The 16,565-nt window shown below is 64.4% G+C and carries 19 protein-coding genes; 14 read left to right on the forward strand and 5 right to left on the reverse strand.

Going from position 1 to position 16,565, the window contains the following annotated elements; translation table 11 throughout:
* Positions 1-31 precede the first annotated feature (31 nt).
* Positions 32-1,198: an ABC transporter substrate-binding protein gene (locus QF040_RS27030; protein WP_429613562.1), complete on the forward strand. Its 1,167-nt coding sequence runs from the start codon at positions 32-34 to the stop codon at positions 1,196-1,198.
* Between the two features lie 85 nt (positions 1,199-1,283).
* Positions 1,284-1,745 (forward strand): EVE domain-containing protein, encoded by a 462-nt coding sequence (locus tag QF040_RS27035; protein WP_429613563.1) that lies wholly within the window; start codon positions 1,284-1,286, stop codon positions 1,743-1,745.
* A 10-nt stretch (positions 1,746-1,755) separates the two neighbouring features.
* On the opposite strand, the gene QF040_RS27040 is transcribed toward QF040_RS27035, so the two are convergent.
* Entirely contained in the window at positions 1,756-2,409 is a 654-nt protein-coding gene (locus QF040_RS27040) for a MarC family protein (protein ID WP_080898413.1), read from the reverse strand.
* 5 nt (positions 2,410-2,414) lie between these two features.
* Positions 2,415-3,161, reverse strand: a complete 747-nt coding sequence (locus QF040_RS27045; RefSeq protein ID WP_429613564.1) for an SDR family oxidoreductase — start codon at positions 3,159-3,161, stop codon at positions 2,415-2,417.
* 74 nt (positions 3,162-3,235) lie between these two features.
* Here QF040_RS27045 and QF040_RS27050 point away from each other — a divergent pair, with 74 nt between their 5' ends.
* Both QF040_RS27050 and QF040_RS27055 read left to right on the forward strand, forming a co-directional pair.
* Positions 3,236-3,838: a 2-hydroxychromene-2-carboxylate isomerase gene (locus QF040_RS27050; protein WP_429613565.1), complete on the forward strand. Its 603-nt coding sequence runs from the start codon at positions 3,236-3,238 to the stop codon at positions 3,836-3,838.
* Positions 3,839-3,893: 55 nt separating this feature from the next.
* Positions 3,894-4,577, forward strand: a complete 684-nt coding sequence (locus QF040_RS27055; RefSeq protein WP_429613566.1) for a dienelactone hydrolase family protein — start codon at positions 3,894-3,896, stop codon at positions 4,575-4,577.
* A gap of 47 nt (positions 4,578-4,624) precedes the next feature.
* Here QF040_RS27055 and QF040_RS27060 read toward each other — a convergent pair whose 3' ends face one another.
* Positions 4,625-5,527: a LysR family transcriptional regulator gene (locus QF040_RS27060; RefSeq protein WP_429613567.1), complete on the reverse strand. Its 903-nt coding sequence runs from the start codon at positions 5,525-5,527 to the stop codon at positions 4,625-4,627.
* A gap of 109 nt (positions 5,528-5,636) precedes the next feature.
* Here QF040_RS27060 and QF040_RS27065 point away from each other — a divergent pair, with 109 nt between their 5' ends.
* Together QF040_RS27065 and QF040_RS27070 are read left to right on the forward strand one after the other, a co-directional pair.
* Positions 5,637-5,978, forward strand: coding sequence for an alpha/beta hydrolase (locus tag QF040_RS27065; RefSeq protein WP_429613568.1), 342 nt, complete (start codon positions 5,637-5,639; stop codon positions 5,976-5,978).
* 216 nt (positions 5,979-6,194) lie between these two features.
* Positions 6,195-6,563: a DUF4148 domain-containing protein gene (locus QF040_RS27070; RefSeq protein ID WP_429613569.1), complete on the forward strand. Its 369-nt coding sequence runs from the start codon at positions 6,195-6,197 to the stop codon at positions 6,561-6,563.
* Between the two features lie 84 nt (positions 6,564-6,647).
* On the opposite strand, the gene QF040_RS27075 is transcribed toward QF040_RS27070, so the two are convergent.
* Both QF040_RS27075 and hemB read right to left on the reverse strand, forming a co-directional pair.
* Complete coding sequence (locus QF040_RS27075; protein ID WP_429613570.1) at positions 6,648-7,826, reverse strand: magnesium transporter CorA family protein; 1,179 nt, start codon at positions 7,824-7,826, stop codon at positions 6,648-6,650.
* A gap of 65 nt (positions 7,827-7,891) precedes the next feature.
* Complete coding sequence (gene hemB / locus QF040_RS27080) at positions 7,892-8,878, reverse strand: porphobilinogen synthase (RefSeq protein WP_429613571.1); 987 nt, start codon at positions 8,876-8,878, stop codon at positions 7,892-7,894.
* Between the two features lie 371 nt (positions 8,879-9,249).
* Here hemB and QF040_RS27085 point away from each other — a divergent pair, with 371 nt between their 5' ends.
* From QF040_RS27085 to fusA, 8 genes are all read left to right on the forward strand, one after another.
* Positions 9,250-9,678 carry a CopD family protein gene (locus QF040_RS27085; RefSeq protein WP_429613572.1) on the forward strand — a complete coding sequence of 143 codons (429 nt, stop codon included), beginning with the start codon at positions 9,250-9,252 and terminating at the stop codon, positions 9,676-9,678.
* Between the two features lie 5 nt (positions 9,679-9,683).
* The gene (locus QF040_RS27090; RefSeq protein ID WP_429613573.1) at positions 9,684-10,808 is read left to right on the forward strand and encodes a VanZ family protein; all 1,125 of its coding nucleotides are present in this window, start codon (positions 9,684-9,686) and stop codon (positions 10,806-10,808) included.
* Between the two features lie 36 nt (positions 10,809-10,844).
* Entirely contained in the window at positions 10,845-11,198 is a 354-nt protein-coding gene (locus tag QF040_RS27095; protein ID WP_307651059.1) for a (2Fe-2S) ferredoxin domain-containing protein, read from the forward strand.
* A 70-nt stretch (positions 11,199-11,268) separates the two neighbouring features.
* Positions 11,269-11,901 (forward strand): alpha/beta hydrolase, encoded by a 633-nt coding sequence (locus QF040_RS27100; protein ID WP_429613574.1) that lies wholly within the window; start codon positions 11,269-11,271, stop codon positions 11,899-11,901.
* 41 nt (positions 11,902-11,942) lie between these two features.
* The gene (locus QF040_RS27105) at positions 11,943-13,112 is read left to right on the forward strand and encodes a D-alanyl-D-alanine carboxypeptidase family protein (protein WP_307511309.1); all 1,170 of its coding nucleotides are present in this window, start codon (positions 11,943-11,945) and stop codon (positions 13,110-13,112) included.
* Between the two features lie 183 nt (positions 13,113-13,295).
* The gene (rpsL, locus tag QF040_RS27110) at positions 13,296-13,673 is read left to right on the forward strand and encodes a 30S ribosomal protein S12 (protein WP_013543948.1); all 378 of its coding nucleotides are present in this window, start codon (positions 13,296-13,298) and stop codon (positions 13,671-13,673) included.
* 153 nt (positions 13,674-13,826) lie between these two features.
* The gene (gene rpsG / locus QF040_RS27115; protein WP_013543947.1) at positions 13,827-14,300 is read left to right on the forward strand and encodes a 30S ribosomal protein S7; all 474 of its coding nucleotides are present in this window, start codon (positions 13,827-13,829) and stop codon (positions 14,298-14,300) included.
* A gap of 95 nt (positions 14,301-14,395) precedes the next feature.
* Positions 14,396-16,495, forward strand: coding sequence for an elongation factor G (gene fusA, locus QF040_RS27120; RefSeq protein ID WP_306881965.1), 2,100 nt, complete (start codon positions 14,396-14,398; stop codon positions 16,493-16,495).
* Positions 16,496-16,565: the final 70 nt, after the last annotated feature.

A 16,565-nucleotide genomic window follows, 5' to 3' on the forward strand; every position in this document is an offset into this window, starting at 1 on the left:
GTTTTTTGTGTCAACCCGAGGAGACAACCGCATGAAGCTCAAGACATTGACGACTCTGGCCGTGCTGGGCCTGATCGCGACGCTCGCGTCCGCGCAGCAGCAACAGGGCGTGAGCAAGGACGAGATCCGGATCGGCACGATCCAGGACCTGTCGGGTCCGCTCGCGGGCTTCGGCAAGCAGGCGCGCAACGGCATGCAGCTGCGCGTGGACGAACTCAACGAGCAGGGCACCCTGAACGGCCGCAAGCTCAAGCTCTTTGTCGAGGACTCGGGCTATGACCCGAAGAAGGCGGTGCTGGCCGCTCAGAAGCTGGTGAACCAGGAAAAGATCTTCATCATGGCCGGTCACATCGGCACGGCGCAGAACATGGCGGCGATGCCGGTGCAGTTCGACAAGAACATCGTCAACTACATGCCGATCACCGCGGCGCGAGAAATGTACGAGCCGCTGAACCGGCTGAAGTACTCGTTCGCGGCCACCTACTACGACCAGATCCGCCTGGCGCTGCCCAAGATGATCAAGGACAAGGGCGCCAAGAAGGTCTGCACGATCTATCAGGACGATGAGTTCGGGCTCGAGGTGCAGCGCGGCGCCGAGGCGGGGCTGAAGGCCGCGAACATGGAGCTGGCGGAGAAGACCTCGTTCAAGCGCGGCGCCACCGACTTCAGCTCGCAGGTCGCGAAGATGAAGGCGGCCAATTGCGACCTCGTGGTGCTGGGCACGATCATTCGCGAAACCATCGGCACGGTGGGCGAGTCGCGCAAGACGGGCTTCAACCCGACCTTCCTCGGTTCGAGCGCGGCCTACACCGACCTCATCCACAAGCTGGGTGGCAAGGCGATGGACGGCGTCTACGCCACGATGACGGTTCAGAACCCCTACACCGACGAGCAGTCGCAGCCGCTGCGCTTCTGGGCCAACAAGTACAAGACCAAGTTCAACGAAGACCCGACGGTGTTCTCGGTGTACGGCTACGTGATCATCGATTCGTTCATCAAGGCGGCGACCAAGGCCGGCCCGAACCTGACGACCGACAGCTTCATCAAGTCGATGGACAGCATCACCTTCGAGCCGGACATGTTCGGCAGCCCGAAGAGCAGCTACACCGCGACCAAGCGCCTCGGCAACGAGCAGTCGCGGCTGTCGCAGATCAAGGATGGCAAGTGGGTCGTCGTGTCTGACTACGTGACGCCGTAAACGGCAACCCCGGTACTGCCGGCGCTGGTGCCGGTGCCGGGGCAAGCGGCTATATTCCGCGAAAACACAGCTTCGCGAGAACGCCATGCCCCAGTACTGGTTGATGAAATCCGAGCCCGACGAAGTCTCGATCGACGATGCGCTCGCCGCGCCCGATGCCACTGTCGCGTGGACGGGCGTGCGCTACTACCAGGCGCGCAACTTCATGCGCGACGGCATGAAGGTCGGCGACGGCGTGCTGTTCTATCACTCGAGCTGCTCGGAGCCGGGCATCGCCGGCATCGCGCGCGTGGCCTCGGGCATCAAGCCCGATCCGACGCAGTTCGATGCGAAGTCGCCGTATTACGACGCGGCCTCGAAGAAGGACGACCCGCGCTGGCTGCTGGTCGATGTGCAGGCGGTGCGCAAGACCCGGCTGCTGGCCTTGCCCGAGCTGCGCGCCAAGTCCGAGCTGGCCGAACTGATCATCCTGCGCAAAGGCAACCGGCTGTCGATCACGCCGGTGGAGCCTGGGCACTGGAAGGTCATCGAGAAGATGCTGGCCTGAGCCTCCGCGGTCAGGCGACTTTCGACAGGATCGGGAACAGCTTGCCGAGCCCGTCTGCCATCACCTCGACGGCCAGCGCCGCGAGGATCAGGCCCATCAGCCGCGTCATGATGTTGATGCCCGTCTTGCCGAGCACGCGCGCAATCGGCTGCGCGAGCGAGAAGGCCAGCGCAGTTGCCAGCGCGACCACCACGCCGTAGCCGACGAGCACCGCGAGCTCCCACAGGTGCTGCGCCTTGTCGGCGTAGATCACGACGGTAGAAATGGTCGCCGGGCCGGTCAGCAATGGAATCGTGAGCGGCACCACCGCGATGGAGGCGCCCATCGAGGCCTTCACCTCGGTGGCGCGCAGTTCCTCGACGTTGGTCTTGCTCTCGGCCGGCTTGGCGTTGAGCATCGAGAGCGAACTCATGAGCAGCAGCAGGCCGCCGCCAACCTGGAAGCTCGCGATCGAGATGCCGAAGAAGGAGAGCAGCTGCAACCCGAGCAGCGCGCTGACCGCGATGACCACGAACGCACTGAACGCCGACATGCGCACCGTATGGCGGCGCTGCGCGTCGCTGTAGCCCTGCGTGTAGTGGATGAAGAAGGGCACGATGGCCAGCGGGTTGACGATGGCCACCAGCGTGACCAGCGGCTTGATGAGGTCCATCGAGGTGCTCATGGGGGCTACCTTCCGCCGGTCACGTCGAGCAGGGCCATGGTGGTGTAGCTCGCCTCGGCCGACAGCAGCCAGAGGATGGCACCCGCGATCTCCTCGGGACTGCCGGTGCGCTTCATCGGCACGGTCGGCGCAAGTTCGAAGGCGCGGTCGGGCATGCCGCCCGACGCGTGGATCTCCGTGTCGATGAGCCCAGGGCGCACTGCGTTCACGCGGATGCCTTCCTCGGCCACTTCCTTGGCCAAGCCGATCGTGAGCGTGTCGATGGCGGCCTTGCTGGCGGCGTAGTCGACGTACTGGCCCGGCGATCCCAGGCGCGCGGCGCCGCTGGAGATGTTGACGATGGCGCCGCCTTCGCCGCCGTGCCTGGTGCTCATGCGGCGCACGGCTTCGCGGGCACAGACAAAACTGCCGATCACGTTGATGCGGAACATGCGTTCCAGCCGCGCCACGCTCATCTCGTCGACACGCGCCTGCAGGTCGACCACGCCGGCGTTGTTGACCAATGCGGTGAGCCGGCCGAGCTTGGCGTCGACCTTCTCGAACATCGCGATCACCTGGCTCTCGTCGCCCACATCGGCCTGCACGGAGATGGCGGTGCCGCCGCCCTCGCGGATGGTGCGCACCACCTCGTCGGCTGCCAGCGAGTTGCTGGCGTAGTTGACGGCCACCGCGTAACCGCGCTGCGCGGCGAGCAGGGCGGTGGCGGCGCCGATGCCGCGTCCGCCGCCGGTGATGAGTAGCACTGGATTCAAAACCTACCTCCTGCAGAGAAACTGTGTGTCAGTTAAAACCGTCGGCTTGGATTACATCATTCGAGGGCTGGCGTATGAGCACGAAAACGGTTGACTACTACTTTGCGCCCCAGAGCCCGTGGACCTATCTGGGTCATACCCGGTTCGCGGAAATTGCTGCGGCCGCGGGCGCCACGGTGCGCGTGAGGCCCATCGACATGGGGAGCGTGTTCCCGGTGTCCGGCGGGCTGCCCTTGGGCAAGCGGGCGCCGCAGCGGCAGGCCTACCGGCTGGTGGAGATGGCGCGGTTCTCTCAGCACCTCGGTCTGCCGATGAACACCAAGCCCAAGTTCTTTCCGGTGGCCAGCGACGATGCGGCGCGGATCATCATTGCGGTCGATATGCACGACGGCACCGAGGCTGCGATGCGCGTCTGCTCGGCGGTGTTCGCGGCGGTGTGGGTGCAGGAGCGGAACATCGGCGACCCGAACGTGCTCGAAGCGCTGGTCGTCGAATGCGGCCTGCCCGCCAAGCGCTCGGAGCAATCGCAAAGCCAGGCGGTGCAGGAACGCTACGAGGCCTACACGCAGGAGGCCATCGACATCCAGGTGTTCGGCGCGCCGAGCTATGTGATCGATGGCGAGATTTTCTGGGGGCAGGACCGGCTCGATTTCGTCGAGCGGGCGCTGCGCCGATGACAACGACAGCTTTCTTCATTCAATTCATTCAATTGCCATCAGGAGCATGACGAACATGGGCCAATTCATCGATCTCACAGCCAAGGACGGCTTCAGCTTTCCCGCCTACGTGGCCGAACCCGCGGGCAAGCCGCGCGGCGCGGTGGTCGTGGTGCAGGAAATCTTCGGCGTGAACTCGCACATCCGCTCGGTGGCCGACGGCTATGCGGCGGAGGGGTATCTCGCTGTGGCGCCCGCGACCTTCCAGCGTGTGAAGCCCGGCGTCGAGTTGGGCTACAGCGACGAGGACATGAAGGAGGGCTCCGCCCTGAAGGCGGCGGTCGAGGCGCTGCCCGCGCCCGGCGTGCTGCAGGACATCGAGGCGGCCATCGCCTATGCATCGAAGGCCGGCAAGGTCGGCATCGTGGGCTACTGCTGGGGCGGTTTGCTGACCTGGCGCGCGGCCAGCCTGCTGCCGGGCCTGGCTGCAGCGGCGCCGTACTACGGCGGCGGCATGACCATGCCCGAAGAAGCCGCCCGCCAGCCCAAGGTGCCGGTGCTGGCGCACTTCGGCAACCAGGACCATTGGATTCCGCTGGACACCGTCGAGAGCTTCAAGAAGGCGCATCCCGAGGTGGAAGTGCATGTCTATCCGGTCGGCCACGGTTTCAATTGCGACCAGCGCGGCTCGTACAACGCCGAGGCCGCCAAGCTGGCGCGAGAACGCACGCTGGCGTTCTTTGCCAAGCACGTCGGCTGACTCCGGCTCGGCGCAAGAAAAAGCCCGGTCAGCGCCGGGCTTTTTTATTACTTTTTGAGGCCCGGCGCGTCGCCCACGCGGGTCTGGAGAAAGTCGAGCAGCGCGCGCAGGGCGGCGCTGTTGTGGCGCCGCTGAAGGTAGGCGGCCGACAGCCACATGTCCTTGCGCGCGTAGTCCTGCAGCACCGGCACGAGTTCGCCATGCTCGATGTGCGATTGCACCAGGAGCGAGGGCAGGTAGATTACGCCGAAGCCGCGCATCGCGACCCGGATCAGCGGCGCGCCCTCGGTGCAGTCCATACGGCTCTTGACGTGCACGTCCAGCGGCTCCCCGCCATCGTCGAAGCGCCACACCGGCTGGGCGCCCAGAAGAGAGTGGGTGAGGGCGTCGTGGCCGGCCAGGTCGCGCGGATGCACGGGCTTGCCATGCTTCTTCCAGTAGATCGGCGAGGCGCAGACCACCATCTGCATGAGGCGGAGCTTGCGCACAATGAGATTGGCGTCCTCGACGGGGCCGCTGCGGATGTCGACATCGATGCCTTCCTCCGCAAGATCGACCGTGCGATTGGTCAGCTGCAGGCTGATGCTCACGTCGGGGTAATAGCGCATGAAGTCGGCCAGCAGGTTGGGAAACTCGCCGTTGCCCATGCCGTGCGGGGCGGAGATGCGCAGGCGACCGGCGGGCTGGCTGGCGCGGTCCTGCAACTCGGCCTGGGTGAGCTCCACCATCTCGAGCACCGGGGTGCTGCGATCGAGCAGCAGCTGACCGGCATCGGTGAGGCTCACGGAGCGGGTGGAGCGGTTCAGGAGCCGCACACCGAAACGCGTTTCGAGCTCGGCCACGTATTTGCTGACTGTGGCTTTCGACATGTCGAGCTTCTTGGCCGCCTGCGAGAAGCTGCCGTGGGAGGCAACTTCGCGAAAGGTTCTGATCAGATCGAGACTGTCCATGTCAAAGAGCCCATTGTTTCCGTTCGAGGAACGCGGTGGTTCGATTCTGCGGCGTTTTTCTCAGGCGACCTGCGCCCACACTCGCTCCACGCGCCGAAGGAGCCGAACCATGAACACCCCGAACATCATCGCCGTTGCAGCCCTGTCGATCCTGACCGCCGTCGGCGCACACGCACAGGGTTTCGAGCCGGTGCAACCGCTGAAGATCGTCGGCAGCCGCGCCCAACTGGAAGCCGAAGGGGCCGCGGCCTCGCGTGGAGGCAATGTCTACGGCGACGTCGTGGCCTCGCCGCTGACGACTCGCCCGAGCCAGCTCGACCGCGCTTCGGTCCGTGCGGAAGCGGTTGCCGCTGCCCACGCGCCGAACCAGAACCTGGACCGGCGCGCCTTCGCAAACAGCGAAGTGCCTCCGCAATTCCAAGGGCCTCAAGGCGCGCGTCCGGGCCGCTAGACCGAAGAATTCAGATTTCTAAAAAGGCCGGGGTCGCGTGTACGACCCCGGCCTTTTTCGTTTGCATGCCTATGTGTCCACATTGTTTCAATAGAGGAAACACCGTGTCTCTGATCCGAGCGTTTTATCTAGGGAATTTCGTTTGACACTCGCCGCACAGGCAAGCGACCGAGCAAGCCTGGTGGACAAACCATCCGACGAACACAAGGAATTGACATGAAGACCTCGCACATCCTCGCCGCCGCTGCTCTGACCCTCCTGGCCGCCACCGGCGCCCAAGCCGAAACCTACCAAGGCGTGAACACCGCCGTCTCGACCAAGAGCCGCGACGAAGTCAACGCCGAAGCCGTGCGCGCCGCAGCGGCTCCGAACCAGAACGTGACCCGCGGTTCGCGCGGCCCGGAAACGGTTGCCGTGTCGAAGGAACGCTCGCTCGTGGAAGCCGAAGCCGTTCGCACCTCCTACGCTCCCGACCAGAACGTGACCTCGGGTTCGCGCGTCAACAGCAAGGTCGTCTCGACCATGGTCAACCCGATGGACGCACGCGTTCAAGCCCAGCAAGGCACGGGCGCTACCGCCAAGTAATAAAGAAAGAACTCGCCTTTCGGGGCAGTTCAGCAAAGGGCCACGCGAAAGCGTGGCCTTTTTCGTTGGACGGACGGTTGGTTGTCAGCGCGTTCGCGCGAGGTAGCGCTTGCGCCAGAAGACCAGCACCAGCAGCACCGCGATGACCAGCATGGCGGTCATCGCGATCCAGAAGCCGTCGGCCTTGTGCACCAGCGGAATGAACTCGAAGTTCATCCCGAAGATCCCAGCGATCAGGTTCAGCGGCAGGAAGATGGCGGTCAGCACGGTGAGCACCCGCATGATGTCATTGGCGCGGTGGCCCTGGACGCTGAAGTGCATCTGCACGGCCGTCTCGGCATTCTGCTCGAGCCGGTGCACGTGGTGCACCACCCGCTCGATGTGCTCCAGCACGTCGCGACTCCTGATCATGATCAGCTCCCGCTCGCGCTGCTCGGCCTCGCCCTTGGGCGGTGGCAGGGTTTCGAGCGCGTCGATCCAGTCCTGCATGGCGGCGCGCTGGTCTTCGCAGATCTCGTCCAGGTGGTGCAGCGACTGCCGCGCCTCCATCAGCGCCCCCCAGTTGGTGAAGCGGCTGCGCGGATCGATCAGCTCGGTCTGCCAATGGTCGAGCTGCTTGGTGAGTTCGCGCCGCAGGTCGAGGTAGCCGTCGACGATCTGGTTGATGACGCGTAGCATCAGGTCCGAAGGCCCCGTGGGCACGCGCGTGGAGGTCGCGCGCACGTCCAGCGCTGGGGCGCCGCGGTCGTCGGATGACCCGGCCGCCAGCAGCCGCGCAGCGAACGCATCGCGCACTGCGCCGTCTTCGGGATGCACAGAAAGCAGCACCCGGTCGAACACCGCGAAGCCGACCGGACGGGTATCGACGCGGCGCAACACGGGTGGGCCGCCTCGGGACTTGGAAGCCACAGTGGTGGCGGCGGGAGTGGGCGGCGCTTCGTTGCCATTTCCCCCGCCGTTGCCTAGCGCCGCCTGCCCCTGGCCGGTCGCCAGGCGCCGGAACACCAGCACGTCGTACTGCGAGGTGTAGTCGTAGTGCGAGGGCAGCTGGTCGTTGAGCAGGTCGGCCACATGCAGGTCCACCAGCTGGGTCTGGCACAGCGTCTGGAGGATCTGCTGGACCTCGGCGAGCGAGGCGCGAAATTCCTCGCGCGTGACCGAAATCCAGAGATAACCGCTGGCAGCGCACGCACCCGGCACGGCCAGCGGCGTGAGCGCCGGGTGCTCGCTGACCTGCGAACGGTTGATTTCGAAGATGCGCATTGCCCCGCCTTGATTTTCTTGTCTATCCGCCTTGGTCGCCCATATGCAATGGGCTCAGGCAGCTATTAACTTTGTAGCAGACGCGCAGCCTCAAGGGCAAAGTACGTGAGCACGCCATCTGCTCCGGCCCGCTTGAAGGCCAGCAGGCTTTCGAGCACCACGGCATCGTGATCGAGCCAGCCGTTCTGTGCGGCGGCCTTGAGCATCGCGTACTCGCCGCTCACTTGGTAGGCGAAGGTCGGCACATGGAACTCGTCCTTCACGCGACGCACGATGTCCAGGTACGGCATGCCGGGCTTGACCATCACCATGTCGGCGCCTTCGGCGATGTCCAGAGCCACCTCGCGCAGCGCTTCGTCGCTGTTGCCCGGGTCCATCTGGTAGACCTTTTTGTTGCTCTTGCCGAGCGTCGCGGCCGAGCCGACGGCATCGCGGAACGGGCCGTAGAAGGCGCTGGCGTACTTGGCGCTGTAAGCCATGATGCGCGTGTGAACGTCGCCGCGGGCTTCCAGAGCGGTGCGGATGGCGCCGATGCGGCCGTCCATCATGTCGCTGGGCGCCACAATGTCCACGCCAGCTTGCGATTGTGTGAGTGCCTGCTTCACCAGCACCTCCACGGTCGCGTCGTTGACGATGTAGCCGTCGTCGTCGAGAAGGCCGTCCTGCCCGTGGCTGGTGTACGGGTCGAGCGCCACGTCGGTCATCACGCCGAGTTCGGGGAAGCGCGACTTGAGGGCGGCGACCACGCGGGGGATCAGTCCTTCTGGGTTGAACGCTTCATCGCCGGCCGGCGTCTTCAGGCTCGCGTCGATCACCGGAAACAGCGCGATCACCGGGATGCCTGCCGCCACGCATTGCTCGGCGACCGGCAGAAGCAAGTCGAGACTCAGGCGCTCCACGCCGGGCATGGGGGAGACGGCATCACGCCGCTTTTCGCCTTCCTGCACGAACACGGGATAGATCAGGTCGTTGACCGTCAGTGTGTTCTCGCGCACCAGGTTGCGGGTGAAGGCGTCCCGGCGCAGGCGCCGTGGACGGCCGGCGGGGAACATGGCAAGGGGGGAGTGAGGGCGCGTCATAATCCCGAAAATTGTGCCTGAAGCATTCAATCGCCGTGTTGTCGCCCGCGGGACAGGTTGTCTGACAACTACGGAAATTCGTAGCTATAAAGTTCTAAATAAATAGTTATGAATTGCAAAGAAAATGGCGCAGTCGCTTGAAACCTTGTTTCGTCTTTGTTAAATTCTGAAGCGGGCGGCTTGCCGCTCCCCGCTTTTCCTCCCTGAGCGGGTGCCTTGATGTGTGACAGCAAAAGGGCTTCCCAGCCCGACGTGAAGACGTCGGGCTTTTTTTTTGTCCGCGGCTTTCCGGGCGTTACGTGACGGTCCCGCGCGCCAGCGCGGTGCGCCACTAAACTGCCGCCATGCTCTGGGTCAAATCTCTCCACATCGTCTTCATCGCCAGTTGGTTTGCCGGGCTTTTCTATCTGCCGCGGATCTTCGTTAACCTTGCGATGGTGCCCCCGGAGTCGGTCGCAGAGCGTGAACGCCTGTTGCTGATGGCGCGCAAGCTGTTGCGCTTCACCACTTTCCTGGCCGTTCCGGCGCTGGGCTTCGGCCTCTGGCTCTGGCTGGGCTACGGCATCGGCCGCGGGCCGGGCAACGGATGGATGCATGCCAAGCTGGCGCTGGTGCTGGTAGCTATCGGCTATCACCATGGCTGCGGGGTGCTGTTGCGCCGTTTTGTGGCGGGGCGCAACCAGCGCAACGATCGCTGGTACCGCTGGTTCAACGAGCTGCCGGTGCTGCTGCTGCTCGGCATCGTGATCCTGGTCGTCGTCAAGCCGTTCTGAGCCCGATGGACACGGTGGAGAAGCCGCACAAGTCCGCCGCACTTCCCCTTGCGCTCGCCTATGCGGCGTTGATCGTCTACGCCAGCCTCTATCCCTTTGCCGACTGGCGCGACCAGGGCATTGCGCCCTGGGCCTATCTATCAGCGCCGTGGCCCAAGTACTGGACGGGTTTCGACTTCGCGATCAATGTCGGGGGTTACGTACCCTTCGGCTTCCTGTGCGCTCTGGCGGTGCTGCGCACGCGCCGGACCGCTGGTGTCGGAGGCGCGGTGCTGCGCGCCAGCGTGGCCGGCGCGGCAATCGCCTTCGCGATGGAGACATCGCAGAGCTACCTGCCCGCGCGAATTCCTTCCAATGTCGACCTGGGGTTGAACACGGCCGGCGCGGTGCTCGGCGCCGTGCTGGCGGTGGGGCTCGAGCGGGTGGGGGCGGTGGCCCACTGGGGCCGCGCGCGCTCGCAATGGTTCATCGAGGATTCGCGCGGTGCCCTCGTGCTGCTGGCGCTCTGGCCGTTTGCCTTGCTCTTCCCCGCCGCCGTCACCTTCGGGCTGGGCCAGGTGTTCGAGCGGCTGGAGGTCGCGATTTCCGAATGGCTGCTCGACACGCCCTTCATCGACTGGTTGCCCGTGCGCCAGTTCGAACTCGAGCCGCTGGTGCCGGCGGTGGAGCTGTTGTGCGTGATGCTCGGCGCGCTGGTGCCATGCCTGTTGGGCTATCTGGTGGCGCGCACGGTGGTTCAGCGCGCGGTGCTGCTCCCGCTGATCTTTCTGGCGGGTTTTGCCGCCTCGGCGCTGTCGGCAGCCCTGAGCTACGGGCCCGCCCATGCCTGGGCTTGGCTGAATCTTCCCGTTCAGGTCGGCATGGCGGCTGCGCTCGTTGCGGGCGTGCTGCTCGTGGCCGCGCCGCGTCGCCTGTGCGCGGCGCTGCTGCTGGTGGGGCTCGTGCTCCAGCTGAGTCTGTTGAACCAAGCGCCCGAGAGCGCGTACTTCGCGCAGACCCTGGCCACCTGGGAGCAGGGCCGCTTCATCCGCTTTCACGGGTTGGCCCAGTGGCTGGGATGGCTCTGGCCCTTCGCGGTGCTGGCGTACGTGGTGGCGGCCCTGTCGCGCCGGGGGCGGCTCGCGGCTTAGGTCGAGCGCCGGGGCTGCGGTCACTAAAATCGACCGATGCCCAGTCCTACCCCCGCCGCGCCGTCCGGCTACTACGGCCGCCACATCTTCTTTTGCCTCAACGAACGCAAGAACGGCGAAGACTCCTGTGCCATGCACAACGCGCAGGAAGGCTTCGATCGCTGCAAGGCGAAGGTGAAAGAAGCGGGGCTCTCCGGACCCGGCAAGGTGCGGGTCAACAAGGCGGGCTGCCTGGACCGCTGCGCTGGCGGGCCGGTGGCGGTGGTGTACCCCGAAGCCGTCTGGTACACCTTCGTCGATGCCGACGACATCGACGAGATCGTCGAGTCGCATCTGAAGAACGGCGAGGTCGTCGAGCGGCTCCTGCTCCCCGCCGACGTCGGTCGCTGAACTTTCCCGCGGACGCCTCGCTCGTACCCTGCTCCCGACCGGCGTTGCCGGCCCGCCCATCCACCTTTCCATGAACTCCCAGACCGAAAAGATCAGCCTCCAGGGCGCTGCCGGCGCGATCGAGGTGCAGCGCGACCAGCCTGCCGGTACCCCGCGCGGCATCGCCGTGATCGCCCATCCGCATCCGCTGTTCGGCGGCACGATGGACAACAAGGTCGTGCAGACCCTGGCGCGCGCTTTCGTGTCGTGCGGCTGGACGACGGTGCGCTTCAACTTTCGCGGCGTCGGCGCCAGCGAAGGCGTGCACGACGAAGGGCGCGGCGAGCTGGAAGACATGCTGAATGTCGTCGGCCAGCTGGCGCCCGAAGGCCCCCTGGCCATTGCCGGTTTCTCGTTCGGCGCTTTCGTTGCCTGCGGTGCCGCTGAAAAGCTCTGGGCCGCGCGCGATATCCAGCAGGTCGTGCTGGTCGGAACGGCCGCCGCGCGCAACACCGTCGCCACGCTGCCCGTCGAAGCCCACGATCGCATGCTGGTGGTCCACGGCGAAGCCGACGACACCGTGCCGCTTTCCGCCGTGATGGACTGGGCGCGGCCACAGTCACTTCCTGTCACGGTTATTCCCGGGGGCGGCCATTTCTTTCACGGACAATTGCCGCTGCTCAAAAGTCTGGTTGCCCGCCACCTCCGCGCGGGCATTGAATGAAAGCCTCACGGGCTTTGTTTTCGTCTCTTCTCATCCTCCCCATGAACCGTTTTTTCAATGCGCTTCGCGCACTGGTGCTGACCGCTGCTGCCTCGGTCGGCGTGATCGCTGTCGCCCAGGTGCCGGCGCCGCCCGAAGTCGCCGCGCGCAGCTACCTGCTGCTGGACGTGACCGCCAACCAGATCCTTGCGCAGAAGGACATCGACAGCCCGGTAGAACCCGCTTCGCTCACCAAGTTGATGTCGGCCTACATCGTGTTCGACGCGCTGCGCGCCAAGAAGATCACGCTGACCCAGACCTTCCCGGTCAGCCCGCGCGCGTGGAAGATGCCGGGCTCCCGCATGTTCATCGATCCGAAGATGCAGGTGCCGGTTGAAGACCTGATCAAGGGCCTGATCGTGCAGTCGGGCAACGACGCCACGGTGGCGCTGGCTGAAGGTGTGGGCGGGACGGTCGAGCATTTCGTCGAGCTCATGAATGCCCAGGCCAAGGCGCTGGGCATGAAGAACACCAGCTACAAGAATCCCGAAGGCCTCACCGCGCCCGGCCACACCACCACGGCTCGCGACCTGAGCATCCTGGCGACCCGCCTGGTGCGCGATTTCCCTGAAGAAGCCAAGTACTACGCCATCAAGAAGTACCGCTACCCGGGCACACCGTCGACCAACGACACCAACCGCAACCTGCTGCTGTTCCGCGATCCGACCGTCGACGGCCTGAAGACCGGCCATACCGAAGCCGCCGGCTACTGCATGATCGCCACTGCCAAGCGTGATTTCCCGAACCTGACCGGCGGGCGCCGCCTGCTGTCGATCGTGCTGGGTGCCTCGAGCGAGACCGTGCGCGCCAACGAATCGCAGAAGCTGCTGAACTGGGGCTACACGGCCTATGACGCCGTCCGCCTGTTCGACGCCGGCCAGCCGGCCGCCACGCCTGCGGTCTGGAAGGGCAAGGAAAACGTGCTGAAGCTGGGCCGTCCGGAGGCCATCGTCGTCGCCGTCCCGGCCGGCTCCGCCAGCAAGATCAAGACCCAGGTGGCGCGTCCCGATCCGCTCGTGGCGCCGTTCACCAAATACCAGGCCGTGGGCTCCCTCAAGGTGACCCTGGACGACCAGCCCGTGGCCGATGTGCCGCTGGTGGCTCTGGAAGCGGTCGAGCAGGCGGGCATCTTCGGCCGCGCCTGGGACGCCGTCCGCCTCTGGATCAAGTAAGAGGGCGGGGCAAGGCGGGCGCCGGCTGCGCCTGACCTTGCCGTTTCAAGCCCGCCTGCTATACTCGTGGGCTTTTCGGAATTTTCCGAAGGGTTTCACGTTTTCGTTATTCCCGGCTTCCCTGAGTCACGACCAGGGGCGGTTTCACCACCAGGGCCGGGTTGTTTTGGGACTAATTCATTCATGCCAACCATCAATCAACTGGTGCGTCAGGGTCGAACGGTCGAAAAGATCAATTCGAAGAGCCCTGCCATGCAGAACTCGCCGCAACGTCGCGGTGTCTGCACCCGCGTCTACACCACGACGCCAAAGAAGCCCAACTCGGCGCTTCGTAAGGTTGCCAAGGTCCGTCTGACCAATGGCTTCGAAGTCATCTCCTACATCGGCGGCGAAGGCCACAACCTGCAGGAACACAGCGTCGTGCTGGTTCGCGGCGGTCGTGTCAAGGACTTGCCCGGTGTTCGCTACCACATCGTGCGCGGTTCGCTCGACTTGCAAGGCGTGAAAGACCGCAAACAGTCGCGCTCCAAGTACGGCGCGAAGCGTCCCAAGAAGGCTTAAGCCTTCTTCCTGTCGTCAAAAAACAAACGGTGTTCGGTTGCCTTGGCGGGCACATCGAACGAAGTGACCCAATCCCGGGTCGAGTAAGTGAGAGTCCTGACTGGCTCTCGCGGTACCGGAAACGGTGCCAGCTGAAGCAAAGAGGTTAGAAAAATGCCACGTCGTCGCGAAGTCCCCAAACGTGAAATCCTGCCGGATCCCAAGTACGGCAATGTCGAGCTGTCGAAATTCATGAACGTGATCATGGAAGGCGGCAAGAAGGCGATCGCCGAGCGCATCATTTATGGCGCGCTCGACTTCATCGAAAAGAAGAACCCTGACAAGGACCCGCTCGAAGCTTTCACCGTTGCCATCAACAACGTGAAGCCGATGGTCGAAGTGAAGTCGCGCCGCGTCGGTGGTGCGAACTACCAGGTGCCGGTCGAAGTCCGTCCCGTCCGTCGCCTCGCCCTGTCGATGCGCTGGATCAAGGAAGCCGCTCGCAAGCGCGGTGAAAAGTCGATGGCCCTGCGTCTGGCCAACGAACTCATGGAAGCCACGGAAGGCCGCGGCGGCGCCATGAAGAAGCGCGACGAAGTGCACCGCATGGCAGAAGCCAACCGCGCTTTCAGCCACTTCCGCTTCTAAAAATCAAACTTCGCTTGGGCGTTGGGTATTGAGTGTCGGGCGACGTCGCCCGTGCTCAAGGCCCAGCGCTCAACGCATTTAACCGAAAGTAAATCATGTCCCGCAAGACCCCCATCGAGCGCTACCGCAACATCGGCATCTCCGCGCACATCGACGCCGGCAAGACCACGACGACCGAGCGCATCCTGTTCTACACCGGTGTGAACCACAAGATCGGTGAAGTGCACGATGGCGCCGCCACGATGGACTGGATGGAGCAAGAGCAAGAGCGTGGCATCACGATCACCTCGGCTGCCACCACCTGCTTCTGGAAGGGCATGGCTGGCAAGTTCGAAGAACACCGCATCAACATCATCGACACCCCCGGCCACGTGGACTTCACCATTGAAGTCGAGCGCTCGATGCGCGTGCTGGACGGCGCTGTCATGGTGTACGACGCGGTCGGCGGCGTGCAGCCCCAGTCCGAAACCGTCTGGCGCCAGGCCAACAAGTACAAGGTTCCGCGTCTCGCGTTCGTCAACAAGATGGACCGCACCGGCGCCGACTTCCTGCGCGTGCGCCAGATGATGGTGGACCGCCTGAAGGCCAACCCCGTCGTGATCCAGATCCCGATCGGTGCCGAAGAGCACTTCCAGGGCATCGTCGACCTCGTGAAGATGAAGGCGATCATCTGGGACGAAGACAAGGGCGTGACCTTCACCTACGGTGAAATCCCCGCGAACCTGGCCGCCGTCTGCGCCGAATATCGCGAAAAGCTGGTCGAGGCCGCTGCCGAAGCCAGCGAAGAGCTGATGAACAAGTACCTCGAAGGCGGTGAGCTTTCCGAGGAAGAAATCAAGGCGGCCATCCGTCAGCGCACCATCGCCGGCGAAATCCAGCCGATGCTGTGCGGCTCGGCCTTCAAGAACAAGGGCGTGCAGGCCATGCTCGACGCCGTCGTCGAATACATGCCCGCACCGACCGACATTCCCCCGGTCAACGGCACCGACGAAGACGAAGCACCCGTCACCCGCAAGGCTGACGACAGCGAGAAGTTCTCGGCTCTGGCATTCAAGCTGATGACCGACCCGTTCGTGGGCCAACTGACCTTCGTGCGCGTCTACTCGGGCGTGCTGACCAAGGGCGACAGCGTCTACAACCCGGTGCGCGGCAAGAAGGAACGTATCGGCCGTATCGTGCAGATGCACGCGAACAACCGCGAAGAAGTCAACGAAATCCGCGCCGGCGACATCGCTGCCTGCGTGGGCCTGAAGGAAGTCACCACGGGCGAAACCCTGTGCGACCCGGCAGCCGTCGTGACGCTCGAGCGCATGGTGTTCCCGGAATCGGTGATCTCGCAGGCCGTTGAGCCCAAGACCAAGGCCGACCAGGAAAAGATGGGCATCGCCCTGCAGCGTCTCGCTCAGGAAGATCCGTCGTTCCGCGTCAAGACCGACGAAGAATCGGGCCAGACCATCATCGCCGGCATGGGCGAGCTCCACCTTGAAATCATCGTGGACCGCATGAAGCGCGAATTCGGCGTGGAAGCCAACGTGGGCAAGCCCCAGGTTGCCTACCGCGAAACGATCCGCAAGACCGTCGAAGATGCCGAAGGCAAGTTCGTTCGCCAGTCGGGCGGCAAGGGCCAGTACGGTCACGTCATCCTGAAGCTCGAGCCGCAGGAAGCGGGCAAGGGCTTCGAGTTCGTCGACGCCATCAAGGGCGGTGTGGTTCCTCGCGAATACATCCCCGCAGTGGAAAAGGGCGTTGTCGAAGCGCTGACGCAAGGCGTGCTGGCGGGCTACCCCGTCGTGGACGTCAAGGTCACGCTGCACTTCGGCTCGTACCACGACGTGGACTCGAACGAAATGGCGTTCAAGATGGCCGCGATCTTCGGTTTCAAGGAAGGCGCCCGCAAGGCCAGCCCGGTGATCCTGGAGCCGATGATGGCCGTGGAAGTCGAAACGCCTGAAGACTACGCCGGCAACGTGATGGGCGACCTGTCCTCGCGTCGCGGCATGGTGCAGGGCATGGACGACATGATCGGTGGCGGCAAGTCCATCAAGGCCGAAGTGCCGCTGTCGGAAATGTTCGGCTACTCGACCACGCTGCGCTCGATGTCGCAAGGCCGCGCCACGTACACGATGGAGTTCAAGCACTACGCTGAAGCTCCGCGCAACGTTGCCGAAGCCATCGTGGCCGCACGCGCCAAGTAAGTTTCCAAGAATGCAGGGCCGCGCAGTGCGCGGCCCTCGTTGTCTGCGATCCGGTGCCGCCACGTTCCCG

This window comes from Variovorax sp. W2I14 (assembly GCF_050435205.1).
Lineage (GTDB): Bacteria > Pseudomonadota > Gammaproteobacteria > Burkholderiales > Burkholderiaceae_C > Variovorax > Variovorax paradoxus_C.

Bases quoted from the DNA above. Each gene is read 5' to 3' on its own strand.
- QF040_RS27030 (WP_429613562.1), top strand. From the start codon at position 32: ATGAAGCTCAAGACATTGACGACTCTGGCCGTGCTGGGCCTGATCGCG.
- QF040_RS27035 (WP_429613563.1), top strand. From the start codon at position 1,284: ATGCCCCAGTACTGGTTGATGAAATCCGAGCCCGACGAAGTCTCGATC.
- QF040_RS27040 (WP_080898413.1), bottom strand. From the start codon at position 2,409: ATGAGCACCTCGATGGACCTCATCAAGCCGCTGGTCACGCTGGTGGCC.
- QF040_RS27050 (WP_429613565.1), top strand. From the start codon at position 3,236: ATGAGCACGAAAACGGTTGACTACTACTTTGCGCCCCAGAGCCCGTGG.
- QF040_RS27055 (WP_429613566.1), top strand. From the start codon at position 3,894: ATGGGCCAATTCATCGATCTCACAGCCAAGGACGGCTTCAGCTTTCCC.
- QF040_RS27060 (WP_429613567.1), bottom strand. From the start codon at position 5,527: ATGGACAGTCTCGATCTGATCAGAACCTTTCGCGAAGTTGCCTCCCAC.
- QF040_RS27065 (WP_429613568.1), top strand. From the start codon at position 5,637: ATGAACACCCCGAACATCATCGCCGTTGCAGCCCTGTCGATCCTGACC.
- QF040_RS27070 (WP_429613569.1), top strand. From the start codon at position 6,195: ATGAAGACCTCGCACATCCTCGCCGCCGCTGCTCTGACCCTCCTGGCC.
- QF040_RS27075 (WP_429613570.1), bottom strand. From the start codon at position 7,826: ATGCGCATCTTCGAAATCAACCGTTCGCAGGTCAGCGAGCACCCGGCG.
- hemB (WP_429613571.1), bottom strand. From the start codon at position 8,878: ATGTTCCCCGCCGGCCGTCCACGGCGCCTGCGCCGGGACGCCTTCACC.
- QF040_RS27085 (WP_429613572.1), top strand. From the start codon at position 9,250: ATGCTCTGGGTCAAATCTCTCCACATCGTCTTCATCGCCAGTTGGTTT.
- QF040_RS27090 (WP_429613573.1), top strand. From the start codon at position 9,684: ATGGACACGGTGGAGAAGCCGCACAAGTCCGCCGCACTTCCCCTTGCG.
- QF040_RS27095 (WP_307651059.1), top strand. From the start codon at position 10,845: ATGCCCAGTCCTACCCCCGCCGCGCCGTCCGGCTACTACGGCCGCCAC.
- QF040_RS27100 (WP_429613574.1), top strand. From the start codon at position 11,269: ATGAACTCCCAGACCGAAAAGATCAGCCTCCAGGGCGCTGCCGGCGCG.
- QF040_RS27105 (WP_307511309.1), top strand. From the start codon at position 11,943: ATGAACCGTTTTTTCAATGCGCTTCGCGCACTGGTGCTGACCGCTGCT.
- rpsL (WP_013543948.1), top strand. From the start codon at position 13,296: ATGCCAACCATCAATCAACTGGTGCGTCAGGGTCGAACGGTCGAAAAG.
- rpsG (WP_013543947.1), top strand. From the start codon at position 13,827: ATGCCACGTCGTCGCGAAGTCCCCAAACGTGAAATCCTGCCGGATCCC.
- fusA (WP_306881965.1), top strand. From the start codon at position 14,396: ATGTCCCGCAAGACCCCCATCGAGCGCTACCGCAACATCGGCATCTCC.